Below are 22,027 nucleotides of genomic sequence, written 5' to 3' on the forward strand. Positions count from 1 at the left end.
CCCTCCATCGGCGTATGGTGTACGAAGTATCTGAATAACGTACAGAGTACCGAGTTTGTTCCGAGGAGTCCCTTGCCCGACGAATCCGCCGCCGAGCAGGCCAAACAACTGGTGAGCCTGCTGTGGCGGCACGAACTCCCGCCGCGGTCGGGTGGGCGCGGACCGAAGCCGACGGTCAGTGTGGACGCGGTGGTCGACGCCGCGGTGGCGCTCGCCGATCGGGACGGCTACGCGAAGGTGTCCATTCGGGCGGTGGCCGCCGAACTGGGCCTACGTCCGATGAGCCTGTACACCTACGTCCCGAGCAAGGACGCGCTGACCGTGCTGATGGTCGACGCGGTGGCCGACGAGGACACGCCGATCCCATCGACCTTGCCCGCTCGCGAGCGGATGGCCGCCATTGCCCGCCAGACGCGCGCTGAGCTGATCGCCCATCCGTGGCTGCTGGAAGTGTCGCCGTGGCGTCAGGTGATCGGCCCCGGCCGGATGCGCCGCTACGAACGGCAGCTGGCCGCCATCGACGGCATCGGCCTGTCGGAGGTCGAGCTGGATCGGGTGATCGCCGTTTTGTCGGAATTCGCCACCGGCAACGCGCGTGTCGCGGTCGGGGCGCAGCGCGACACGCAGGATATGACCGACGCGCAGTGGTGGGAGGTGTACGGCCCCTTGCTCGCTCAGGCCATGCCGTCCAGTCTGTTTCCACTGTCGTCCCGGGTCGGCCAGGCGGTCGGCGAGCTGTATCAAGCCCCGGCGGACCCGGACGGCGCCTTCGACTACGGCCTGGCCCGGCTGCTGGACGGAATCCTCCAGGACCGGAAAACCCCTGAACACACCGACAGCGGGCGATCCGAGGATCGCCCGCTGCGGTAAACGGTTTTCTGTTGTCGGATGCTGTTATCTCAGGACGCGAGGAGTGGTCAGATTGCGGGAGCGGATTCCGTATCGATCACGGCTTCCAGCTCACGCAGTCGATCCATGTGTTCGTTCGCGTGGTGCTGGCAGAAGAGCAACTCTCCACCTGCGGGCAGAACGGCACGCACTCGTGCTGCCGCCCCGCAGCGGTCGCAACGATCGACCGCGGTCAGTGGGGTGCTAGTCAGGGTTCCTGGCATGACTCCTCCGTCCTGGCTCCCGGTTTCACAGACCGTTCGCCTGGTGTGGGGCCCGTGGTCACTCCGCGGGCTCGCAACCGCTACTTCCCAGCAGTGGTATGACTACTCTGTCAGACGTTCGGGACGGGGGCTTTGTTCCCGTGAGTGATTCTGTGTGTTTTCGATAACACGACCAGGGATTTCGCTACTGGCGAACATCCCAGGTCACGCTACGAACTACGTTTGGTCACCACCTCGAACAGGCCGATCCAGTTGTCTACCGGGAGATTACCCGTGACCCATGACACTCACACGCTTGTTCACATATGCACTTTGGGCGAGTGGCTTTCCGCTCGGCAAACGGGCGAGTATCGCGCGCCGTCGCTCGACGAGGTGGGGTTCATCCATCTGTCCGCGCCGCAGCAGGCCCACCTGCCCGCGAACCGCCTCTTCGCCGGTCGCCGCGACCTGGTGCTGCTCCGCCTCGACCCGGCCCGGCTCGGCGCGCCGGTGAAGTGGGAGCCCGGCGTGCCGACCGACCCCGAGTCGATGCTGTTCCCGCACCTGTACGGGCCGCTGCCGACGGGCGCGGTGATCGCGGTCGAGGAGTTCCAGCCCGGTCCGGATGGCGTGTTCGCGCCATTGGCCAAATGAGCTATCGGTCGCGGACCTCGCGCGCCACGATGGCCGCCTGAACCCGCGACCGCACACCGAGTTTCGTCAACACCCGGGACACGTGCGTTTTCACGGTGGTCTCGCCGATGAACAGGCGACCGGCGATCTGCGCGTTGGACAGCCCGTCGCCGAGGCAGTCGAGCACCTCGCGTTCGCGTTCGGTGAGGTCGCCGAAGCCGCTCGGTTCCGGTTCGGCCGCATCGGTATCCGTCGCGGCGAACGCGGTGATCACCGCCCGGGTCACCTCCGGGGCGAGCACGCCGTCGCCCGCCGCCACCGTGCGCACGGCCTCGATCAGCGACTGCCCCGACGCGGACTTCAGCACGAAACCCGACGCGCCCGCGCGCAAGGTCCGGAAGACGTACTCGTCCAGATCGAACGTTGTCAGGATCAACACCTTGGCCAGCCCGTCGGCGGTGACCCGCTCGGTCGCGGTGATCCCGTCGACGCCGGGCATCCGCACGTCCATCAGCACCACGTGCGGCCGCAGCGCCTTGGCCTGCGCGACCGCGACATCGCCGTCGGCCGCCTCGCCGACCACCTCGATGTCATCCTCGGCGTCCAGGATCATCCGCAGCCCGGCGCGGATCGCGGCATGGTCGTCGGCGATCAGTACCCGGATCGTCATGACGCGCTCGCCGCGGTGAGCGGCAGGTGGGCGAGCACTTCCCACCGGCCGGAATCCGGTCCGGCGGTGAAGTTTCCGCCGAGCGCGGCGGTGCGCTCGCGCATGTTGATCAGGCCGCGGTGCGGGTCGCCGTTCTCGGCCCGCCGCACGGCGAGCGCCGCCATCGGGTTGCGCACCAGCACCCGTAGCTCCCCGTCCCGCGCGCCGACCTCGATCTCGACCTCTTGTCCCGGTGCGTGTTTCATGGCGTTGGTCAATGCCTCCTGAACGATGCGGTACGCGGCCTGATCGACCGCGCTGGGAAGTTCGGTCCCGTCGAGCGTTTCGCGCACCCGCACGCTGATCCCGGCCGCGCGGGCGGCGTCGACCAGGATGGGCAGCTGCGCCAGCCTGCGCGGCGCGGCCACCTCGTCGGTGCCGCCGTCGCTGCGCAGCAGCCCGATCATGGTGCGCATCTCCTGCAGCGCGCTGACGCTGTTGGTCCGGATCGACCGCATGATCCCGGTGACCGCGGGGTCGATTTCCTTGCGGCTCATCACCCCCAGCGCGGCCTCGGACTGGATCGCGATGGCCGACAGGTGCCCGGCGATCACGTCGTGCAGATCGCGCGCCATGGTGGTGCGTTCGTCGGCGATGGCGGCGCGCCGGTCCAGCTCGGCGACCAGGGTGAGCGCCTGGGCGCGGGCGCGTTCGGCACCGGCGATCTCCTTGTGCGTGCGTACCGAATTCGCCCACCACAGCGGCGTGGCGATGAACGCGAACACGACGACCAGCGCGATCGAGACCGCCCGCAGATCGCCGGTACGGACCAGCGTCAGGATCACCACCAAGCCCGAGAACACCGACCAGACCACCATCGTGATCCGCGACGCCCGCTGCGCCGAATACAGCACGGCTGCGTAAATCAGGTCGCCGTACAGAATCCACACCGGCACCGACGGGCCCAGGCGCATGTCGACCAGCAATGGCACCAGCCCGACGATCATGGCCAGCACCGGCATTCGACGACGGCACATCGTCAACAGGCACAGCGGCGCGAACACGACGAGCCGCGTCGTCAGCGGCACCTCGACCCCGCGCTCGACCAGGGCGTACAGGCTCGCGGCGTAGAGCCCGGTCCCGGCGGCGAACGAGAGCAGCGCGCCCAGCGCGTCGCGCGCGGTACCGGGGACCTCCGACCACTGCCTCACCCCACTATCTCAGCACAGCTCTGACCAGGCGCCGTCCGCCGAAGTGATGACCGCGCGGTCGAGTGAATCGGACATCGGGCTAACCTGGACCCCGTGAATGTCGACGTGACTGCCCTACCCGGGATTGGAGTCCGCAAAGACTTCGAGGTGCGCTCCGGCCGCCGGATCGGCGTGGTCGCGCATCGCGACGGCGATATCGACCTCATCGTCTCCAAGATGGACGATCCCGACGCCTGCGCCGCGCAGATCCCGCTGAGTGTCGACGAGGCGGCGGTGCTCGCCAATCTGCTCGGCGCGCCGCAGCTGGTCGCGAAGCTGAACGACGAACACAGCGACCTGCCCGGCATAACCACCCGGCAGCTGCCCATCGCCGACGAATCGCCGTACGGCGGACGCACACTCGGCGAGACCGCGATGCGCACCCGCACCAAGGTGTCCATCGTCGCGGTCATGCGGGCCGGCCAGTTGCATCCCTCACCTGGCCCTGACTTCACCTTCACCTCAGGCGATGTGCTCGTCGTCGTCGGTACCCCGGACGGCTTGGACGCCGCCGCGAAGATCCTCACGCACGGCTGAAACCAGTGACTGAAACCGCGCTCGCCTTGATCGAGCTCGGAGCGATTCTGTTTGCCCTCGGCACGTTCGGGCGGTTGGCCGGTCGCTTCGGGATGTCTCCCATTCCGCTCTACCTGATCGGCGGCCTCGCCTTCGGCCAGGGCGGCTTCATCGAACTCAGCGCCGCCAACGAATTCGGCCACATAGCAGGCGAAATCGGTGTCGTGCTGCTGTTGTTGCTGCTCGGCCTGGAGTACACGGCGCCGGAATTGATGACCGGCCTGCGCCGGTCCTGGGCGGCCGGTCTGGTCGACATCGTGGCGAACGCGACGCCCGGTGTGATCGTGGCGTTGATCCTGGGCTGGGGCGCGGTCGGCGCGGTCACCATGGGCGGTGTCACCTACATCTCGTCCTCGGGCATCGTCGCGAAGGTCCTCAACGACCTCGGGCGACTCGGTAACCGGGAGACACCGGTGATCCTGTCGATCCTGGTGTTCGAGGATCTGGCGATGGCGGTGTATCTGCCGATCCTCACCACCATCCTGGCCGGGCTGAGCTTCGCCAGCGGTGCGAAGTCCCTGGCGGTCGCGCTCACCGCGATCACGGTGGTGCTGGTCGTCGCGCTGCGTTATGGCCGGTACGTTTCGGCCATCGTGGACAGCTCGGACAACGAGGTGTTCCTGCTGAAGCTGCTCGGCGCGGCGCTGCTGGTGGCCGGTGTCGCCTCGGCGTTGAACGTGTCCGCGGCGGTCGGGGCGTTCCTGCTCGGCATCGCCATCTCCGGCTCGACCGCGCACGAGGCCGCGAAACTGCTGGAACCGCTGCGTGATCTGTTCGCGGCGATCTTCTTCGTGGCGTTCGGGCTCACCACCGACCCACAGGCCATTCCGCCGGTGCTCGGCTGGGCGGTGGCGCTGGCGGTGGTCACCACACTGACCAAGATCGCCACCGGCTGGTGGGCGGCCAGCAGGCAGGGCATCCGGCCGATGGGCCGGGCGCGGGCGGGCGCGGCACTGGTCGCGCGCGGCGAATTCTCCATCGTCATCGCCGGATTGGCGGTGACCATGGGCGGTGTCGACGGACAACTGGCCGCGCTCGCGTCGGCCTACGTGCTGCTGATGGCGATCGTCGGTCCCATTGCCGCGCGCGTCGTCGAGCCGGTGGTCGGGCTGGTGCAGCGGCGCATGAAGCCCGCCGTCGTCACTCCGTGACAGTCACCCGCTAGCAGTAGGGGTCGCCGCGGAATCCGCGACTCCCACCGTCGTAGGCGCAGGCTCGTCCAGTTCGCGTGCCGCGCGGCGCGCCGTCGCTCGATCGATCCAGCGCCACACGGTGGTCGCGAGTATCGCGATCAGGAAGCCGATCACCATCGCACAGAGATGGCCGTAGTCGGTGAACGACGGCCCGCTGAATGCCGCCGCGACCAGCACCACGATGAGCGTGACGGCCCAGATCAGTCGCGTCGACCCGCGGAATCGGAACGCCATCGCGGCCAGCACCGCGGTGAAGCCGTAACTGGTACCGACGTCGGTGGCGTGCGCCACCTTGAACGGGATGATGCCGTGGTCGATGGCGTGCGAGATCCCGGTGACCGTGAGCAGGGTCGCGCCGATGTGCCCGGCGGCGAACAACAGGATCCAGCGACTGGTGCCGAGCCAGCGTTCGGCGGCGGCCATCACGATCAGGAAGCTGCCGATGGTGGTCCACGGGAAGCCGCCGTCGGTCCAGAACGCGGAGGCGACCAGCACCTGAACCGGATTGTGCCGCATGTTGATCAGATTGGTGGACGCGGACAGGATCAGTCGATGTTCGGTCGAGTCACCGAGGCCACGCAGCGTCCACCAGGTGACGAACAGGGTGAAGGCGTAGGCGGTGCTGGCCGGTGCGGCGGACAGATGCGCTCGAATCGCTGGGAGCACTCGACGCCAGAGCCGCGGGCGGCGTAACCACGCCCATGCCGCCCGCAGTTCCGTGACCAGATCGACCGTCTGGGTCCAGGGTGTCTCGAGCCTGCTCGAGGTAGAGGCAACCACCTACCCAGTCTGCCGTGTCCGGGCCGGGAAGCCCCGACCGGCTCGCCTGTTACCCGACGTTGGTGATCGTGCAGCCCGGTCCGTAGGGACCTACGCCGAGTTTCGTGAGAGCGTCGGTGACAGCTTCCTCGGCATTGTTTCCGTACCCCACGGCGCTGCCTTTGCCCTTACATTCCACCGTGGCGTGCCACGTGTCGGCGTGCGCGCCGGGGATGGCCAGGCCGACGAACGCGGCGGTCAGGATGCCGATTTTCAGTACCTGCGTGAGTGTTTTCATGAAGCCCCTCCTGAGTAGATCCCCAGCGTTCTGCGAAATCCGCACTGGATCAAGGGGTTTGCTGTCTGTTGGCAGACAGCTTGGCAGTCGCCGTCGACGCGTGGCGGAAACCGGGCGCGGCCTGCTGTGTTCCGGGTCACCCGAGCCGGCACCGCGTCCGTAACCTCGCTTCACACCCGGGCAACAAACACTCCCAAGAATTGGTCCACCGACCAAACGGTATGTGGACAAGGAGTGCGTAGCGCCTATGACGATCGAGGACGTGAAGGTGACCGATACCGCCGGTGCGGAGTATCTGGCCAAGCGGACGCTGCGCTCGGGCTCGGCCGGATGGGTGCTGCTCGCCGGGCTCGGCGTCAGCTATGTGATCTCCGGTGACTACGCGGGCTGGAACAGCGGCATCGCCCAGGGCGGCTTCGGTGGTCTGCTCATCGCGACCGTGTTGATCGCGGGCATGTACCTGGCGATGGTCCTCGGCATGGCCGAGTTGTCGGCGGCGTTGCCCGCGGCGGGCGGCGGCTACACCTTCGCCAGGCGGGCGCTCGGTCCGTGGGGCGGATTCGCCACGGGCACAGCGGTATTGCTCGAATACGCGATCGCGCCCGCGGCCATCGCCACGTTCATCGGCGGGTACGTCGAATCGTTGCATCTGTTCGGGATCACCGACGGCTGGTGGGTGTATCTCGCGGTGTACGCGTTGTTCATCGGGGTGCATCTGACCGGGGCGGGGGAGGCGCTCAAGGCGATGTTCGTGATCACGGCGATCGCGCTGGTCGGACTCGCGGTGTTCGCGGTCTCGGCGTGGGGATTGTTCGAGGTTGGCAATCTCACCGACATCCCGGCGGACCCGAATGCTGTTGGCAGCTCGTCGTTCCTGCCGTTCGGTGTGTTCGGGATCTGGGCGGCGGTGCCGTTCGCGATCTGGTTCTTCCTGGCCGTGGAGGGTGTGCCGCTGGCCGCCGAGGAGGCGCGGGAGCCGGAGAAGAACGTGCCGAAGGGGATCATCAGCGCGATGCTCGTGCTGATCGTCACCGGCGCCGCCGTGCTCTTCCTGGCCACCGGAGCGCTTGGCGCGCAGGCAATTTCGACCTCGGGCAATCCGCTGGTCGAGGCGCTCGGTGACAGCGGCGCCGCGAAACTGGTGAACTACATCGGCCTGGCCGGTCTGGTCGCGAGCTTCTTCTCCATCGTCTACGCCTACTCCCGGCAGACTTTCGCGCTGTCGCGGGCGGGTTATCTGCCGACGAGCCTGTCGGTGACCAACGCGCGCAAGGCGCCGGTGCTGGCGCTGATCGTGCCCGGCGTCGTCGGTTTCGCGCTGTCGCTGACCGGCAAGGGCGCGATGCTGCTGAACATGGCGGTGTTCGGCGCGGCGCTGAGCTACGTGCTGATGATGGTGAGCCACATCGTGCTTCGGGTTCGCGAACCGAACATGCCGCGCCCATACCGCACGCCCGGCGGCATCGCCACCACCGCGTTCGCGCTCGTGATCGCCTGTGCCGCAGTGATTGCCACGTTCCTGGTCGACCCGGTGGCGGCGACCTGGACGCTCGTCGCGTTCTGCGCCTTCATGGCCTACTTCGGGCTGTACAGCAGGCATCGGCTGGTCGCCAACTCACCGGATGAGGAATTCGCGATGCTGGCCAAGGCCGAAGAGGAGCTGGAATGACTCGCTACACACAGCAACTCGGCGGTACCGCCTACACCTTCGACGGTCTGGTCGAGTTGCTCGCCAAGGCCACCCCGCTGCGCAGCGGCGACGAATTGGCAGGCTGCGCGGCGCATTCGGACGCCGAACGGGCCGCCGCGCAGTGGGCGCTGGCGGAGGTGCCGCTGACCCGGTTCCTGGACGAGCCGGTGGTGCCGTACGAGACCGACGAGGTCACCCGACTGATCATCGATACCCACGATCGCGCTGCGTTCCAACCGATTTCGCATCTCACCGTCGGTGGTCTGCGGGACTGGTTGCTGGCCGTCGCGGCCGGTGCCGGTGCCGCGGCGATCCTGCGCGCGGTATCGCCCGGCCTCACGCCCGAAATGGTGGCCGCGGTCAGCAAGATCATGCGCAATCAGGACCTGATCGCGGTCGCCCGTGCCGCCGTGGTCACCGCCGGTTTCCGCACCACCGTCGGCCTGCCCGGCACGCTGGCCACCCGGTTGCAGCCGAACCATCCCACCGACGACCCACGCGGCATCGCTGCCGCCACGCTCGACGGGCTGCTGCTCGGCTGTGGTGACGCGGTGATCGGGATCAACCCGGCGACCGATTCGCCCCAGGCGACCGCGGACCTGCTGAGCCTGCTGGACGAGGTGCGGGTCCGCTTCGACATCCCGACGCAATCCTGCGTCCTCTCGCACGTGACCACCACTATCGGTCTGATCGAGGCGGGCGCGCCGGTCGACCTGGTGTTCCAGTCGGTCGCGGGCACCGAGGGCGCCAATGCCGGTTTCGGCGTGAACATTTCGCTGCTGCGCGAGGGCAACGAGGCGGGCCGGTCGCTGCGCCGCGGCACCGTCGGCGACAACGTCATGTACCTGGAAACCGGTCAGGGCTCGGCGCTGTCCGCGGGTGCGCACCTCGGCACCGGCGGCAAGCCGGTCGACCAGCAGACGCTGGAGACCCGCGCCTACGCGGTGGCCCGCGACCTGGACCCGCTGCTGGTCAACACCGTCGTCGGTTTCATCGGCCCGGAATACCTCTACGACGGCAAACAGATCATCCGCGCCGGACTGGAGGATCACTTCTGCGGCAAGCTGCTCGGCCTGCCGATGGGCGTGGATGTCTGCTACACCAACCACGCCGAAGCCGACCAGGACGACATGGACACGCTGCTGACGCTGCTGGGTGCGGCGGGCTGTGCCTTCGTCATCGCCGTGCCCGGCGCGGACGACGTCATGCTCGGCTATCAGAGTCTCAGCTTCCACGACGCCCTGTATGCCCGACGCGTCCTGAATCTGCGTCCGGCACCGGAATTCGAGGCGTGGTTGTCCGGGCTCGGCATGATCGATGCTGCAGGGCGAGTGCTCCCGGTAGAACCCCTCGCATCGCCACTACGCGCGCTGGCGGGTGCCTGATGAAACGCAGGCTGGAAGTTGTTGCTTCGCTGGAAGAATCGGCATTCGAGACCGACGCGGCGTCGGAAAGCGCTGCAGCGCACCTGTTCTGGCAGGATCTCCGGCGCAGTACCCAGTCGAGGATCGGCCTGGGCCGCACCGGTGACGCACTGCCCACCGCGCGGGTCCTGGAATTCCGCGCGGCACACTCGGCAGCCCGCGACGCTGTGCACATGCCGTTGGACGTAGCAGCCTTGGGGGAGCGGGTCGCCGAGCTCGGCATCGGCGAACCCGTGCACGTACGCAGCCGAGCAAGCGACCGCGCGGAGTACCTACGCCGACCAGACCTCGGCCGATTGCCCGCCGAATCCCCCGATCCCGCAGCCAGGTCCGATTTGTCCGATGTCCCGCACGGCACCGCCGACATCGGCTTCGTCCTGGCCGACGGACTGTCCCCACGCGCACTCACCGACCACGGCCCCGCGACCCTGGCCGCACTGATCGAAGAACTCACACCGCACTACTCGATCGCCGCCCCCGTGATCGCGACCCAGGCCAGAGTCGCCCTAGGCGACCACATCGCCGCGGCGATGGGCGTGGCGACAGTAGTGGTCCTGATCGGCGAGCGCCCCGGCCTCTCGGTGGCCGACAGCCTCGGCATCTACCTGACCCATTTACCCCACCCAGGTCGCACGGACGCCGACCGTAACTGCATCTCCAACATTCACCCGCCGGAAGGCCTCGGCTATCGGCAGGCGGCAAAGGTGGTCGCGGGCTTGGTCTCCGGCGCACGCGTCCTCGGCCGCTCGGGTGTCGACCTCAAGGACACCTCACGCGCCGATGCGCTGGAATCCGGCGAGATCATCTCCATCACCAGCGACTGACCTGACTGTCACAGCCCGTAACTGCGCGAGGCTTTCATCGCGGCGTCGGCCCGTGCGGCAGCGCTTTTCGCGCGCGCGGCGGCCTGCTTGACGAGCTTCTCTTCGGAATCGGTGACCTCGACCTGGGTCACGCCGGGCGTCGGCGCGGGCGCGGCCTGGGCACGAACGACAAAACCGACCACGGCCAGCACGGCAGTGATCGCGACGGCGACGAACAGGGAACGCAGAACACGCACTTGTCCTCCAAGAATGATCAGGGTAGAGCCGGACCAAGCGAGAGACGAGACGATGTGGCACAACCACACTACCGGCCATCGTGCTGCGCGTTTGCTCAGGCCCGCCGAAGATCACCTCGGAAACGACAAAGCCCGCATCCGCCGCGCCGCTGAAAACGAAAGCGGCACAACGAATGCGGGCGTCGAAACGACCTAGTCCAGGTAGTCGCGCAGGACCTGCGAGCGGCTGGGGTGGCGCAGCTTGCTCATGGTCTTGGACTCGATCTGCCGGATGCGCTCACGGGTGACCCCGTACACCTGGCCGATCTCGTCGAGGGTGCGCGGCTGGCCGTCGGTGAGGCCGAAGCGCAGCCGGACCACGCCCGCCTCCCGCTCGGACAGCGTCTCCAGCACCGACTGCAGCTGATCCTGCAGCAGCGTGAAGCTCACCGCGTCCACGGCGACAACGGCTTCGGAGTCCTCGATGAAGTCACCGAGCTGGCTGTCGCCCTCGTCGCCGATGGTCTGGTCCAGCGAGATGGGCTCACGCGCGTACTGCTGGATTTCCAGCACCTTCTCCGGCGTGATGTCCATTTCCTTGGCGAGCTCCTCCGGGGTGGGCTCGCGGCCCAGGTCCTGGAGCAGTTCGCGCTGGATGCGACCGAGCTTGTTGATGACCTCGACCATGTGCACCGGGATGCGGATGGTGCGGGCCTGGTCGGCCATGGCGCGGGTGATGGCCTGCCGGATCCACCAGGTGGCGTACGTGGAGAACTTGTAGCCCTTGGTGTAGTCGAACTTCTCGACGGCGCGGATCAGACCCAGGTTGCCCTCCTGGATCAGATCGAGGAACGCCATGCCGCGGCCGGTGTAGCGCTTGGCCAGCGAGACGACCAGTCGCAGGTTGGCTTCCAGCAGATGGTTCTTGGCGCGGTTGCCGTCGCGGACGATCCAGGTGTAGTCGCGACGCATCGCGACCGGCAGCTTCTCGCCCTGCTCGGTGAACTCGCGCACCTTCTCCGCCGCGTAGAGGCCGGCCTCGATCCGCTTGGCGAGCTCGACCTCCTCTTCGGCGTTGAGGAGCGCGACCTTGCCGATCTGCTTGAGGTAGGCGCGCACCGAGTCGGCCGAGGCGGTGAGCTCGGCGTCCTTGCGGGCCTGCCGTAGCGCCTCGGATTCCTCTTCGTCCCAGACGAAGTCGCCCGAGGCCTTGTCGGCGGCGGTCGGTTCGGCCTCCTCCTCGGCGACTTCGGCGACCTCTTCGACGACCAGGTCCTCGGCGTCCTCGGTGAGGTCGTCCTCGGAGACCTCGAGGTCGCCGAGATCGGCGACGTCGAGCGACTCCTCGTCGCCCGCGTCGTCGGGGCCTGGCTCGCCGTCGGCTCCCACCTTCTTGGTGCCGGCCTTCTTGGCGGGCGCCTTGGCACCGGCCTTCTTCGCAGGCGCCTTCTTGGCAGCGGCCTTCTTGGCCGGGGCCTTCTTCGCGGCAGCCGCCTTACGGACCGGCCGGGCTTCGGTTACATCTGCGGAATCGGCCTCGGCCGAATCGGCGGTCTGACGGGTATTCGTGGCTACCACGTACGCCCTTTCGTGACGGTCTCGTGCGGCGTCACGCCAGAGTGGTCTTCCGGCGGAGCGGTCTGTCGGGTTTCACCGGCGAAAGCCGGTCGGGGTTTCTCCGGTTCAGCACCGGGCACGTTCCATTGTAACGATCTAACCAGGGTACCTATGGCCACCATGCATGAGGCGGCGCTTCGCAAGCTCCGCTTCACTCGATGTCAGCAACGGTAAAGCGTTCTTTCGCTGCGCTACACCCACGGTATACCGTCCGAACTCGCGCCGTCGGAAGGTTGCCGCAGCCGGTCTACGGCGCGATGCCCGCGTCGATCGCCATGGCCGCGCCGACGATGCCCGCGGTGTTCTTCAGATGCGCCGGGATCACCTGAGTTCGGTTGGTGAGCAACGGAATCCACTGATCGGAGTCGCGGCTGATGCCGCCGCCCGCGACGAACACCTTCGGCCAGAAGAGGTTCTCCAGACCGATCAGTACCGTGCTCACCTCGGCGGCCCACTGCTCGAAGGACAACCCGTCGCGGTCCTTGATCGAGGCGGCGGCGCGATGTTCGGTCTCCATGCCGCCGACCTCGAGATGGCCGAGTTCGCTGTTGGCCACCAGGGTCCCCTGGTACAGCAGGGCCGAGCCGATGCCGGTGCCGAAGGTCAGCAGCAGCACCAGTCCGTCGAAATCCTTTGCCGCGCCGTAGCGATCCTCGGCCAGGCCCGCCGCGTCCGCGTCGTTGAGCACGGTCACCTCGCGCCCGTCCAGGGTGTTCGAGAACAGCGCCCGCGCGTCGGTACCGACCCACGCCTTGTCGATGTTGGCCGCGGTGCGCGCGACCCCGTCGAGCACCACCGACGGCAGGGTGATGCCGACCGGTCCGTCCCAATCGGCTTGAGCCACCAGCTTTGCCACCGCGTCGGCGACGGCCTGCGGGGTGGACGGATGCGGTGTCGCGATCTTGATGCGTTCGTGGACCAGCTCACCGGTCGCCAGATCCACCGCGCCACCCTTGACGCCGCTGCCGCCGATATCGATGCCGAATGCGTGCCCCCGAGCGGACATGACTGAGCCCTCGTTCCTGTGCTGGCCGGTGTGGAGCACAACACCGATGCACAAGGCTTCACCCCGGCCGCGAGCGGCGATGCGGTGGTGTGCCCGACGACGGCGTTGTGTCGTGCACGACAAGAGTAATGCGCGATCGATGCTGCGCGTTCCCGAGGATCTGTGATGCGATGGGGGGCGTGCCGGAAACCTCATCGCCCGTGTCCGACTACACCTCCGAGATCATCGTCGCCCGCGGCGACGAGGCTGAACTGCGCAGAGTCGCCGTCGACCTCGCCGAAACCGCCGCGGCGCACGTCCGTGCCCGCCGCCCCGAGGTCTTCGGCCAGGCCAGTGGACCCGCCGAGGGGGCGGTGCAGGCCAAGGCCCATCCGACCGACCCGGTGACCATCGTGGACACCGAAACCGAAGAACTGATCCGCGGCCTGCTGGCCGAGCAACGCCCCGGCGATCCCATCCTCGGCGAGGAGGGCGGCGGCAGCCTCGCCGACTCGGCCGCCGACGTCGTGCACTGGGTAGTAGACCCAATCGACGGCACGGTGAATTTCCTGTATGGCATCCCCGGCTACGCGGTCTCGGTGGCCGCGATGCGTGGCGGGCGTCCGGTCGCCGGCGCGGTGGTGGACGTCGCCCGGCGGGCCACCTACAGCGCCGGGCTAGGGCTCGGCGCGATCCGGGTGGACGCCGAGGGCGCGGTGGAACATCTGCGCTGCACACCGGTCGAGACGGTCTCGATGTCGTTGGTGGCCACCGGTTTCGCCTACGGCAAGCACCGGCGGACCAGGCAGGCCCAGTTGATCGGCGAGATCCTGCCGCAGGTGCGTGACATTCGTCGCTTCGGCGCGGCCGCGCTCGACCTGTGCCACGTCGCGGCGGGCCGGGTGGACGCCTACTTCGAGCACGGCCTCAACGCGTGGGACTGGGGCGCGGGCGCGTTGATCGCGGCCGAGGCGGGTGCCCGGCTCACGCTGCCGCCTGCCACCAATCCGGGCGAGGCGGGCGACCTGGTGATCGCCGCGGCTCCGGGCATCGCCGACGAGTTGTTCGACCTGCTCGACCGAGTCGGTGCCACGGAGCCGATTCCCGACCGCTGAACGCGAAGAAGCCCGATCAGCGACCGCCGATCGGGCTTCTTCAGCTTCTAGCTAGCAGCGGGCCTGTCTGGCGGCTTCCAGCAGCTTGATGTCGATCGAGGTGCTGTTGCCCGGCGCCGGGTTCTTCAGCGACCGCAGCACCTCCTCGGCGTCGTTGCTCGGCCGGATGTCGCGGAACAGCGACCCGAGCACCATGTCGACCGTCTCGTCGGCCCGCTGATCCTCGATCAGCTCGGCGCACGGCACGACCAGCTGGACCGACGCGGCGGCCGGTCGGCCGTTCACGCCGAACCGGATCTGGCCGGTGCACTCCAGGTCGCCGTTGACGTATACCGAATCGTTGCCATATTGCGTTCCCGGCGCGCTGGCGAACCCGAGGTCGCCGAACTGCGCCGCGACGTGCGCGGCCTGGCCACGCTGGTTGTTCGCGTTGAGCACGCGCACCTTGCTGGCCGCGAGCGGCGCGGGTTCCACGTCCTGCAGCCTGCTCGCGCCGACCCGCTGACCGAGCGCCGCCGCTGGTTGAGCGCCCGGCTCGGTGGCCGGGCTCGGCGAGTTGCACGCCATCGCGCTGGTGTCGTGCTCGGTCGTCGTCAACGCCTTGACCCACACAATCGTGCAGATCAGCGTGACTATGCCGAGCATGATGAGCCAGGGCTGCGGGCGCCGTCGGAGGAAGGGCCTGCCCTGGGAATCCACGGGGCGGCCTTCGGTGATCAGTGAAACCACCAGCACACTCTACGAAAAGGTCACGGTACGGGGTGACGGCAGGCCGTCGAGCGGCGAAATAGGTTGCGGAAGGTCTCGGGGAGTTCGACGGACGGTGTCGATTACCCGTCGGTTTCGAATCGTCTGTGTTTTGATTGCGACTTTTGTGCTGGGGTCCGCTATTGTCTGGCGGCCCAGATCGAATCGCCGATGGCGAAATTGGTGGTCGGTCGCGGGAACAAGTAGGGCATGTCCTGCGTTTACCGAGCGCTATCCGGAGTGGATCAGCCCGATCCGACCTGATGGGTGACCGGTGTACGTGTGACGTGCACCACCGGCGGGACGGTGCGAGTCACGGCGGTTCCAGCAGGAATCGGGTGAGCAAGCCGGTCCGGGATATACGAAGTAAGGACGAGGGGAAGACGACATGGCAACCGACTATGACGCACCGAGGCGCACCGAAACCGACGATGTGTCGGAAGATTCGCTGGAGGAGCTGAAGGCTCGTCGTAACGAGGCACAGTCCGCCGTCGTGGATATCGACGAATCCGATACCGCGGAGTCGTTCGAGCTTCCCGGCGCGGACCTGTCGGACGAAGTGCTGAGCGTTCGGGTGATCCCGAAGCAGGCCGACGAGTTCACCTGTTCCAGCTGCTTCCTCGTGCACCACCGGAGCAGGCTGGCCAGCGAGAAGGGTGGTCAGCTGATCTGCATGGACTGCGCGGCGTGAGCTAGCTCGCGGTGATCAGCCCGCGCTGGGCAGCCCCAGCGCGGCTAGGACCCGCTCGGGGTGACGCGTACTGACCAGCCAGTACGGCGTCGGATCGTCCGGGTCGTCGAGCACGAGTAGCACCATCGGTCCGATCCATGGCCGATGCTGCACATAGGCGGCGGGGTCGAGCTGGCGACCCAGCGCCGCACTCTTCGCCGTGCGGGCCACGACGGCCGCACGGGCGACGAAATTCACCGGGAGGTGGGCGCGGTCGGCACGGAGCTCCAGCGTGCCCGACGCGTCCCGCGCGACCTCGACGCGGTGCCTGCTCAGCCACACCAGCACCCACACCGGAATCGGGAACAGCAGCACATAGGGCAGCCAGGCCCGCAATCCTGGTGCGCCCATGTGGATTTCGGCGGCCAGCAGCCCGGTGATAGCGAACGCCACCGGCCACCACCACAGCGGCACCCAGAGGCGCTCGCGGTACAGCTGCGGGGTTTGCTGTTTCTGGTCCATCGTCACGGGGTTGGGCTGGTCCGACACGACTCAACACTAATTCACGACTGCGGCTGGTCAACGCGTAGGCTCGACCAACGTGAGGGAGCGAAGCGAGCGAACCATGGACACAGCAGCCACGCTCATGACGGAGCCGAGCGCCAGCGAGGCGGAGTCGTGAGCGCACTTTCACCCATACCCTTGCTGCGGTTGGATCCCGGCATCCCCATGCCCGCGCGTGCCCATCAGGGCGACGCCGGCGTGGACCTGTGCACCACGGAAGACGTCATCCTGGAACCGGGGGAGCGGGTGCTGGTCGGCACCGGCGTCGCGGTCGCGCTACCCGTCGGCACGGTCGGCCTGATCCATCCGCGATCGGGTCTGGCGGCCAAAACCGGGCTGTCGGTGGTGAACACACCCGGCACGGTCGACGCGGGCTACCGGGGCGAGATCAAGGTGTGCCTGATCAATCACGACCTGCGCACGCCCATCGAGCTGCGCCGGGGTGACCGGATCGCGCAGCTGCTGGTGCAGCGGGTGGAGCTGGTCGACTTCGTGGAGGTCGACACGCTCGACGAAACCGCGCGCGGTGCGGGCGGTTACGGCTCGAGCGGCGGTCACGCGAGCCTGACCGGTGCGGGCCAGGTCACCGTCAAGGAGGCGTGATGGGCATGTTCGGCAAGAAGAAGCGATCCGACGACGACCAGTACCTGGACGACGATTACGAGGTCGACGAGTACGACGACGAAGACGAGTACGACACCGACCAGCACCCGGTGGTCGCCGGCAATTACCGCGCCGCCGGTGCGGAAGGTTCGGGCCCGTACGACTTCACCGAGGTTTCCGATCTGCTCGAGAAGGTCACCGATCAGCGGCTCGACCTCGGCTCGGTGATCCTGCCGGTGCCGCAGGGCGGCCAGCTGCAGGTCGAGATGACGCCCGACGGCATGCCGCAGGCGGTGCACCTGGCCACCGAGCACGGCAGGCTCACCGTCTCCGCGTACGCCGCGCCGAAGTCGGCGGGCCAATGGCGCACGGTGGCCGCCGATCTCGCCGATTCGCTGCGCAACGACGGCGCGCGGGTCGCGGTGGAGACCGGTCCGTGGGGGCGCGAGCTGCTCGCCATCACCGAGGGTGCGGATCTGCGGTTCATCGGTGTCGATGGGCCACGCTGGATGGTGCGTCTGGTCGCGGCGGGCCCGTCGGGTGCGTCGAACGACGGGAGTCCGCTGGTCGCGGCGGCCCGGGCGATCCTGCGCGAGACCGTGATTCGCCGCGGCGACGATCCGCTGCCGGTGCGTGAACCACTACCCGTGGTGCTGCCGCAGGAACTGGCCGAACAGCTGGCCGCGGCGCACCAGGCACAGGCCGATGCCCAGCAACAGCAGGCGGCGGCGCAAGCCGCGGCTCCGCAGGCCGCGCCGCCGCGGATGCCGGAGGGACCGCGCCGCGGCGCGGACGGTTCGGCGATGCAGCAGTTGGGTCTGAACTAACTCTGCATTAGCTCAGCCGCGCGCCAGGGCGACAAATCCCGTGTGCCCGAGGATCGCCGGATCCGCGCCGAGTTCGGCAAGCGTGATCCGGTGAATCGTCGACCGCGGGATCAGCGCCGCCCATTCCTCGGCGATCGCGAACGGATGCACCGGGTCGTCGACGGCCGTGACCACCGCGACGGGCACCTCGATGGTGCCGAGCCGCTCGGTCCCCGGCCACTTGTAGTCGGCCGCTTCCTCCAGTGCCGCAGGCAGATTCGGCCATTGCGACCGCCACGACCGGGTAAGCGCGTCGGCGAGCCAGCGCGGGCTGCTCGCTCGCATCCGCTCGACCACCGCGTCCAAGCCGTCGGTCCGCAACTGCGCCGCGGTCGCCGACGCGCTCAACGCGGCAGGACAGGCGGTCGTGTCCGGCCCGGTCCACCCGGGCAGCGCCGCGACCACCCCGACCGTCCGGTCCGGATGCTCGGCCGCCCACTCGATCGCGACCGCGGCACCCAACGAGATTCCCGCCACAACAATCGGTCCCGCCGCGGCCGCCGCGTCGAGCGCGGCCCGGTAACTCGCGACCACCGCCGTCGGGTCGGGCTCCACCGCGACCACGCCGAGACGGCGCGCGCTGCAGGCGGGTTCGAACGCGCGACGCGCGAAATCCGCGTCGGATCCGGTTCCCGGCAGCGCCACGACGACGTGGGCGGCCGACACGGAGTGTGGGGAGTCGAACACCGGTCCGAGCGTAGCGGGGGTGTGCCGGTGCATCTACAGTGGCGGGTGTACGTCCACCGCCGGTCGTGCTGAGAATCCACGATGGTGTGCGATCCACACTGTCTGCTCTATGCAGGAGAGCGTGCGAAATGTCATCCGCTGCCTCAGGGTATTTTCGACGTCTGGGCCGCAGACTGACCGAGGATCTCGACCAGTTGGACGCCGAGGAGCTTGCCGAGAAATCGGAGGCTTCGGGAGCGTGCCGTGCGTCGGAGTGTCGCCGCGGCGACGAGGCCACGATGCTCGGTAAGCTGCGCAGTGTCGAAGCGTGTTCGAAGACCGCCGGCGCTACTGTGCAAGCGGAATTCTTCGACGGCACCGACGCCATCACCCTGGTGTGGATCGGCCGTCGCCGCATTCCCGGTATCGAACCCGGGCGGCGTATCTTGGTTCGCGGCCGCGTCGGTGATCGAGACGGCCGCAAGGTGATCTACAACCCCTACTACGAACTGCGCGGGAACAGCTGACGTATGCCATCGAGCAACGACAACGCCCCCTCGGGCGAACAGACCCCCTCGACCGAACCGCTCGAGCCCGCCGTGGCTCTCGACCCTGGCGAGGCTCTAGACGCTGACGAGGCTGTCGGCTCTGACGAGGACGTGGCCGAACAGACGTTGCTCGAGCAGTTGGGCGGCTTCAGCGGCCTGATCTATTCGACGGTTCCCGTCGTCGTGTTCGTCCCCGTGAACAGTTTCGCCGGACTCACCTGGGCGATCTGGGCCGCCCTCGGTGTGGCCGCACTCATCCTGGTCTGGCGCCTGATCCGGCGCAGCCCCATCCAGCCCGCCATCTCCGGCTTCCTCGGCGTCGGCATCTGCGCGTTCATCGCCTACCGGATGGGTGAGGCCAAGGGCTTCTTCCTGTTCGGCATCTACACGAGCCTGGTGTACGCGGGTGTCTTCCTGATCTCGATGCTGGTGCGCTGGCCGCTGGTCGGCGTGATCTGGGGCGTGCTGAACGGGCACGGCACCGACTGGCGCAGCGATCAGCGGGTGCAGCGCCTCTACTACGTCGCGACCACCACCTGGGTGCTGGTCTTCGGTGCCCGCTACCTGGTGCAGTCGCAGCTCTACGACACCGACCGCACCGGCTGGCTGGCCTTCACCCGCATCGCCATGGGCTGGCCGCTCACCGCGGTCGCGCTGGCGGTCACCGTGTGGGCGGTGCGTCGTGCGGGCCACATGCCCACCAAGTCCGCGGTAGCCGCGTAAAACGTTAACCCTGCGGGTCTTTCCCGCGAAAGCCATCAGGGGTGGGGTAACTGCCACCGCCGAGGTGGGTGGTTACCCACCCTGGGGTGCCTGGCTGGTGGGTCCGGTTCGTCAGACGATCGTTGCGTACAGAAAACAACGCACGATCGTAGGAAAGGACTCGGACGTGGCTACCGAGCACAACACCGCAGCATTGTCGAAGAACCACAATCCGGCCCTGTCGGAGAGCCGCCGGGTGGCGGCCGAACTGGACAAGTTGATCGGCCCGGCGGCAGCGGGCGACCAGAACGCCGTCACCGAGATCATCCGCGTCGTGCATCCGCTGGTCCGCCGGTATTGCGGTGCGCGCCTTGGTAATACGGCGCACCTGCAGGTGACCGCCGACGACGTGGTGCAGGAGATCCTGATCGCCACCGTCAAGGCGATCCCGCGCTACCGCGATCAGGGCAAGTCGTTCCTCGCCTTCGTCTACGGCATCGCCTCGAACAAGGTCGCCGACGCGTTCCGCCGCTCGCAGCAGCACCCCACCTACCCGATGGCCGAGATGCCGGACACCGCGTCCACCGAGGCGGGCCCCGAGGAGTGGGCGCTGGCGCTCGAACGACGCGCGGCCACCAAGGAACTCATGAAGATCCTGGCGCCCGCGCACCGCGAGGTGCTGGTGATGCGCATCGTGCTCGGCTGGTCGGCGGCGCAGACCGCCGAGGCGATCGGCACCAGCCCCGGCGTGGTCCGGGTGATGCAGCACCGCGCGCTGAACAAGCTGCGCGCGGAACTGAAAGTGGCCTAGCCGAAGTCGCTAGCGCCCGCGAAAGTCGCTACCGCCGCGCATCAGCCCTGTCGGGGAGTCAAGGCTTGATGCCATGGTTGGCGAGTTCGACCCGGAGGTCCTCTTCGGCCTCCACCGAGGTCACGAACAGCAGTTCGTCGTCGCCCTCGAACGGATCATCCGGTTGCGGCACGATCACCCGGCCGCCGCGCAGAATCGTCACCAGGGCGGCGTCGCGCGGCAGGGTGAGCGTGCGCACCGGTTTCCCGGCCAGCCCGGTGTCGCCGGGCAGCGTGATCTCGACCAGGTTGGCCTGACCCTGCCGCAGCGTCATCAGGCGCACCAGATCGCCGACGGTGACCGCCTCCTCGACGAGCGAGGCGAGCAGCCGCGGCGTGGACACCGCGACGTCCACACCCCAGGACCCGTCGAAGAGCCATTCGTTGCGCGGATCGTTCACCCGCGCCACCACCCGGCGCACGCCGAACTCGGTCTTGGCGAGCAGGCTGTGCACCAGATTGGCTTTGTCGTCACCGGTGGCCGCGATGACCACCTCGTAGGTTTCCAGTCCCGCGTCCTCGAGCAGCGCGAGTTCGCAGGCGTCGGCGTGCACCCAGACCGCGTCCGGGATCGCCTCCGGCTCGATGTGGTCGAGTTGCCGCTCGAGCAGCATGACGTTGTGTCCACCGCGCAGCAATTCCCTGGCGATGGATCGGCCGACGGCGCCTGCCCCGGCGATGGCCACTTTCATGTTCAGTCCTCGCTCACGGGGGGCTTGCCTGCCAACGCGATGGCCTCACCCACGGAACCGGAGGTGGCGGCGACATAGACGACGTCGTCGGCCTGCACGATGGTCTTGCTGTCGGGCAGCAGGCCCTGGCCGAATCGGATGATGAACGCGACCCGCACGCTCACCTCGCGCTCCAGGTCGCGCACCGTCCGGCCATACCAGTCCTCGTGCAACGTCAGCTGCGTCACAGCTACCGTGCCGGTCGGGTCGCGCCAGGTGGTGGTGGTGTTGTCGCCGATGAGGGTGCGCAGGAACCGGTCGGTGGTCCACGGCACGGTGGCGATGGTCGGGATGCCGAGCCGCTCGTAGACCGCGGCGCGTTTCGCGTCGTAGATGCGCGCGACCACCCGCTCGACGCCGAACATCTCGCGGGCCACCCGCGCGGAGATAATGTTGGAATTGTCACCGGAGGAGACGGCGGCGAACGCGTCGGCGCGTTCGATTCCGGCCCGCACCAGCACATCTCGGTCGAAGCCGACGCCGGTCACCCGTTCACCGGTGAAATCCTGGCCCAGGCGCAAGAAGGCGGCCGGGTCCCGATCGATCACGGTGACCTCGTGGCCGACCCGGACCAGGGCACGGGCCAGCGCCGAGCCGACGCGCCCACAACCCATGATCACTACGTACACCCGTGCAACCTCGTTCCTGGAACCAAGCGTTCGGTCTGCTAATTATGTGGTCGAACGGTACCTGCCGAATCATTCCATCGGCCACGTTCCCCCTCCACCGCGTGGCCAAACCTGCGAGCCACGCGCGCGACCA

At 67.9% G+C, this 22,027-nt stretch carries 27 protein-coding genes; 14 read left to right on the plus strand and 13 right to left on the minus strand.

The window, feature by feature from the left end; translation table 11 throughout:
* Positions 1-72: 72 nt before the first annotated feature.
* Positions 73-870, plus strand: coding sequence for a TetR/AcrR family transcriptional regulator C-terminal domain-containing protein (locus tag ACIBK2_RS11555; protein ID WP_396966175.1), 798 nt, complete (start codon positions 73-75; stop codon positions 868-870).
* A 47-nt stretch (positions 871-917) separates the two neighbouring features.
* Here the strand turns inward: ACIBK2_RS11555 and ACIBK2_RS11560 are convergent, their stop codons facing one another.
* Complete coding sequence (locus ACIBK2_RS11560; RefSeq protein WP_150405918.1) at positions 918-1,112, minus strand: hypothetical protein; 195 nt, start codon at positions 1,110-1,112, stop codon at positions 918-920.
* Between the two features lie 312 nt (positions 1,113-1,424).
* On the opposite strand from ACIBK2_RS11560, the gene ACIBK2_RS11565 reads away from it, so the two are divergent.
* Positions 1,425-1,745 (plus strand): DUF952 domain-containing protein, encoded by a 321-nt coding sequence (locus ACIBK2_RS11565; protein WP_379283857.1) that lies wholly within the window; start codon positions 1,425-1,427, stop codon positions 1,743-1,745.
* A gap of 1 nt (position 1,746) precedes the next feature.
* Here the strand turns inward: ACIBK2_RS11565 and ACIBK2_RS11570 are convergent, their stop codons facing one another.
* The gene (locus tag ACIBK2_RS11570; protein WP_357378970.1) at positions 1,747-2,394 is read right to left on the minus strand and encodes a response regulator transcription factor; all 648 of its coding nucleotides are present in this window, start codon (positions 2,392-2,394) and stop codon (positions 1,747-1,749) included.
* A complete protein-coding gene (locus tag ACIBK2_RS11575; RefSeq protein ID WP_396966178.1) occupies positions 2,391-3,584 on the minus strand; it encodes a sensor histidine kinase in 1,194 nt (397 codons plus the stop codon). The genes ACIBK2_RS11570 and ACIBK2_RS11575 overlap by 4 nt, the downstream gene beginning before the upstream one ends.
* A 93-nt stretch (positions 3,585-3,677) precedes the next feature.
* Between ACIBK2_RS11575 and ACIBK2_RS11580 the strand changes: the two genes are divergently transcribed.
* Together ACIBK2_RS11580 and ACIBK2_RS11585 are read left to right on the plus strand one after the other, a co-directional pair.
* Entirely contained in the window at positions 3,678-4,160 is a 483-nt protein-coding gene (locus ACIBK2_RS11580; RefSeq protein ID WP_396966180.1) for a cation:proton antiporter regulatory subunit, read from the plus strand.
* Positions 4,161-4,165: 5 nt separating this feature from the next.
* Entirely contained in the window at positions 4,166-5,350 is a 1,185-nt protein-coding gene (locus ACIBK2_RS11585; RefSeq protein WP_396966182.1) for a cation:proton antiporter, read from the plus strand.
* Positions 5,351-5,353: 3 nt separating this feature from the next.
* On the opposite strand, the gene ACIBK2_RS11590 is transcribed toward ACIBK2_RS11585, so the two are convergent.
* Together ACIBK2_RS11590 and ACIBK2_RS11595 are read right to left on the minus strand one after the other, a co-directional pair.
* The gene (locus tag ACIBK2_RS11590; protein ID WP_396966184.1) at positions 5,354-6,172 is read right to left on the minus strand and encodes a rhomboid-like protein; all 819 of its coding nucleotides are present in this window, start codon (positions 6,170-6,172) and stop codon (positions 5,354-5,356) included.
* 49 nt (positions 6,173-6,221) lie between these two features.
* Positions 6,222-6,449: a hypothetical protein gene (locus tag ACIBK2_RS11595; RefSeq protein WP_396966186.1), complete on the minus strand. Its 228-nt coding sequence runs from the start codon at positions 6,447-6,449 to the stop codon at positions 6,222-6,224.
* A gap of 247 nt (positions 6,450-6,696) precedes the next feature.
* Between ACIBK2_RS11595 and eat the strand changes: the two genes are divergently transcribed.
* The 3 genes from eat to eutC are packed head-to-tail and all read left to right on the plus strand — an operon-like array spanning position 6,697 to position 10,387.
* Positions 6,697-8,118 carry an ethanolamine permease gene (gene eat, locus ACIBK2_RS11600; protein WP_396966188.1) on the plus strand — a complete coding sequence of 474 codons (1,422 nt, stop codon included), beginning with the start codon at positions 6,697-6,699 and terminating at the stop codon, positions 8,116-8,118.
* Positions 8,115-9,524, plus strand: a complete 1,410-nt coding sequence (locus tag ACIBK2_RS11605; protein ID WP_396966190.1) for an ethanolamine ammonia-lyase subunit EutB — start codon at positions 8,115-8,117, stop codon at positions 9,522-9,524. The genes eat and ACIBK2_RS11605 overlap by 4 nt, the downstream gene beginning before the upstream one ends.
* A complete protein-coding gene (gene eutC / locus ACIBK2_RS11610; protein ID WP_396966192.1) occupies positions 9,524-10,387 on the plus strand; it encodes an ethanolamine ammonia-lyase subunit EutC in 864 nt (287 codons plus the stop codon). Before ACIBK2_RS11605 ends, eutC begins: the two co-directional genes overlap by 1 nt.
* Positions 10,388-10,395: 8 nt before the next feature.
* Here eutC and ACIBK2_RS11615 read toward each other — a convergent pair whose 3' ends face one another.
* From ACIBK2_RS11615 to ppgK, 3 genes are all read right to left on the minus strand, one after another.
* Complete coding sequence (locus tag ACIBK2_RS11615; RefSeq protein ID WP_396966194.1) at positions 10,396-10,623, minus strand: hypothetical protein; 228 nt, start codon at positions 10,621-10,623, stop codon at positions 10,396-10,398.
* 192 nt (positions 10,624-10,815) lie between these two features.
* Positions 10,816-12,180, minus strand: a complete 1,365-nt coding sequence (locus ACIBK2_RS11620; RefSeq protein WP_396966196.1) for an RNA polymerase sigma factor — start codon at positions 12,178-12,180, stop codon at positions 10,816-10,818.
* A 286-nt stretch (positions 12,181-12,466) separates the two neighbouring features.
* Entirely contained in the window at positions 12,467-13,225 is a 759-nt protein-coding gene (gene ppgK, locus ACIBK2_RS11625) for a polyphosphate--glucose phosphotransferase (RefSeq protein WP_357378994.1), read from the minus strand.
* Between the two features lie 170 nt (positions 13,226-13,395).
* Between ppgK and ACIBK2_RS11630 the strand changes: the two genes are divergently transcribed.
* Complete coding sequence (locus ACIBK2_RS11630) at positions 13,396-14,319, plus strand: inositol monophosphatase family protein (RefSeq protein ID WP_379283873.1); 924 nt, start codon at positions 13,396-13,398, stop codon at positions 14,317-14,319.
* Between the two features lie 51 nt (positions 14,320-14,370).
* Here the strand turns inward: ACIBK2_RS11630 and cei are convergent, their stop codons facing one another.
* Entirely contained in the window at positions 14,371-15,048 is a 678-nt protein-coding gene (cei, locus tag ACIBK2_RS11635; RefSeq protein WP_396966199.1) for an envelope integrity protein Cei, read from the minus strand.
* Between the two features lie 406 nt (positions 15,049-15,454).
* On the opposite strand from cei, the gene ACIBK2_RS11640 reads away from it, so the two are divergent.
* Positions 15,455-15,757, plus strand: a complete 303-nt coding sequence (locus ACIBK2_RS11640) for a DUF4193 domain-containing protein (protein WP_396966201.1) — start codon at positions 15,455-15,457, stop codon at positions 15,755-15,757.
* A 15-nt stretch (positions 15,758-15,772) separates the two neighbouring features.
* On the opposite strand, the gene ACIBK2_RS11645 is transcribed toward ACIBK2_RS11640, so the two are convergent.
* The gene (locus ACIBK2_RS11645) at positions 15,773-16,258 is read right to left on the minus strand and encodes a DUF3093 domain-containing protein (protein WP_396967195.1); all 486 of its coding nucleotides are present in this window, start codon (positions 16,256-16,258) and stop codon (positions 15,773-15,775) included.
* A gap of 156 nt (positions 16,259-16,414) precedes the next feature.
* Here ACIBK2_RS11645 and dut point away from each other — a divergent pair, with 156 nt between their 5' ends.
* Positions 16,415-16,903 (plus strand): dUTP diphosphatase, encoded by a 489-nt coding sequence (gene dut / locus ACIBK2_RS11650; protein ID WP_379283879.1) that lies wholly within the window; start codon positions 16,415-16,417, stop codon positions 16,901-16,903.
* Between the two features lie 5 nt (positions 16,904-16,908).
* The gene (locus ACIBK2_RS11655; protein ID WP_396967197.1) at positions 16,909-17,730 is read left to right on the plus strand and encodes a DUF3710 domain-containing protein; all 822 of its coding nucleotides are present in this window, start codon (positions 16,909-16,911) and stop codon (positions 17,728-17,730) included.
* Between the two features lie 12 nt (positions 17,731-17,742).
* On the opposite strand, the gene ACIBK2_RS11660 is transcribed toward ACIBK2_RS11655, so the two are convergent.
* Positions 17,743-18,456 (minus strand): alpha/beta fold hydrolase, encoded by a 714-nt coding sequence (locus ACIBK2_RS11660; protein ID WP_396966204.1) that lies wholly within the window; start codon positions 18,454-18,456, stop codon positions 17,743-17,745.
* A 128-nt stretch (positions 18,457-18,584) separates the two neighbouring features.
* On the opposite strand from ACIBK2_RS11660, the gene ACIBK2_RS11665 reads away from it, so the two are divergent.
* The 3 genes from ACIBK2_RS11665 to ACIBK2_RS11675 all read left to right on the plus strand — a co-directional run bounded on the left by ACIBK2_RS11665 (position 18,585) and on the right by ACIBK2_RS11675 (position 20,496).
* Positions 18,585-18,962, plus strand: a complete 378-nt coding sequence (locus tag ACIBK2_RS11665) for an OB-fold nucleic acid binding domain-containing protein (RefSeq protein WP_396966206.1) — start codon at positions 18,585-18,587, stop codon at positions 18,960-18,962.
* Between the two features lie 3 nt (positions 18,963-18,965).
* Positions 18,966-19,706, plus strand: coding sequence for a DUF3159 domain-containing protein (locus ACIBK2_RS11670; RefSeq protein WP_396966208.1), 741 nt, complete (start codon positions 18,966-18,968; stop codon positions 19,704-19,706).
* Positions 19,707-19,872: 166 nt separating this feature from the next.
* Positions 19,873-20,496, plus strand: coding sequence for a sigma-70 family RNA polymerase sigma factor (locus ACIBK2_RS11675; RefSeq protein ID WP_396966210.1), 624 nt, complete (start codon positions 19,873-19,875; stop codon positions 20,494-20,496).
* A 58-nt stretch (positions 20,497-20,554) separates the two neighbouring features.
* Here the strand turns inward: ACIBK2_RS11675 and ACIBK2_RS11680 are convergent, their stop codons facing one another.
* Positions 20,555-21,226, minus strand: a complete 672-nt coding sequence (locus ACIBK2_RS11680) for a potassium channel family protein (RefSeq protein WP_396966212.1) — start codon at positions 21,224-21,226, stop codon at positions 20,555-20,557.
* Positions 21,227-21,228: 2 nt separating this feature from the next.
* Positions 21,229-21,894, minus strand: coding sequence for a potassium channel family protein (locus tag ACIBK2_RS11685; RefSeq protein WP_396966214.1), 666 nt, complete (start codon positions 21,892-21,894; stop codon positions 21,229-21,231).
* Positions 21,895-22,027: the final 133 nt, after the last annotated feature.

Origin of the sequence: Nocardia sp. NPDC050175 (assembly GCF_044459885.1) — a bacterium.
GTDB lineage: Bacteria > Actinomycetota > Actinomycetes > Mycobacteriales > Mycobacteriaceae > Nocardia.

What these genes read in the sequence shown, in the direction of transcription:
- ACIBK2_RS11670 (WP_396966208.1), top strand. Translation starts at nt 18,966, where the DNA reads ATGCCATCGAGCAACGACAACGCCCCCTCGGGCGAACAGACCCCCTCG.
- ACIBK2_RS11680 (WP_396966212.1), bottom strand. Translation starts at nt 21,226, where the DNA reads ATGAAAGTGGCCATCGCCGGGGCAGGCGCCGTCGGCCGATCCATCGCC.
- ACIBK2_RS11605 (WP_396966190.1), top strand. Translation starts at nt 8,115, where the DNA reads ATGACTCGCTACACACAGCAACTCGGCGGTACCGCCTACACCTTCGAC.
- eutC (WP_396966192.1), top strand. Translation starts at nt 9,524, where the DNA reads ATGAAACGCAGGCTGGAAGTTGTTGCTTCGCTGGAAGAATCGGCATTC.
- ACIBK2_RS11645 (WP_396967195.1), bottom strand. Translation starts at nt 16,258, where the DNA reads ATGGACCAGAAACAGCAAACCCCGCAGCTGTACCGCGAGCGCCTCTGG.
- ACIBK2_RS11570 (WP_357378970.1), bottom strand. Translation starts at nt 2,394, where the DNA reads ATGACGATCCGGGTACTGATCGCCGACGACCATGCCGCGATCCGCGCC.
- ACIBK2_RS11665 (WP_396966206.1), top strand. Translation starts at nt 18,585, where the DNA reads ATGTCATCCGCTGCCTCAGGGTATTTTCGACGTCTGGGCCGCAGACTG.
- ACIBK2_RS11630 (WP_379283873.1), top strand. Translation starts at nt 13,396, where the DNA reads ATGGGGGGCGTGCCGGAAACCTCATCGCCCGTGTCCGACTACACCTCC.
- ACIBK2_RS11640 (WP_396966201.1), top strand. Translation starts at nt 15,455, where the DNA reads ATGGCAACCGACTATGACGCACCGAGGCGCACCGAAACCGACGATGTG.
- ACIBK2_RS11560 (WP_150405918.1), bottom strand. Translation starts at nt 1,112, where the DNA reads ATGCCAGGAACCCTGACTAGCACCCCACTGACCGCGGTCGATCGTTGC.
- eat (WP_396966188.1), top strand. Translation starts at nt 6,697, where the DNA reads ATGACGATCGAGGACGTGAAGGTGACCGATACCGCCGGTGCGGAGTAT.
- ACIBK2_RS11655 (WP_396967197.1), top strand. Translation starts at nt 16,909, where the DNA reads ATGTTCGGCAAGAAGAAGCGATCCGACGACGACCAGTACCTGGACGAC.
- ACIBK2_RS11595 (WP_396966186.1), bottom strand. Translation starts at nt 6,449, where the DNA reads ATGAAAACACTCACGCAGGTACTGAAAATCGGCATCCTGACCGCCGCG.
- ppgK (WP_357378994.1), bottom strand. Translation starts at nt 13,225, where the DNA reads ATGTCCGCTCGGGGGCACGCATTCGGCATCGATATCGGCGGCAGCGGC.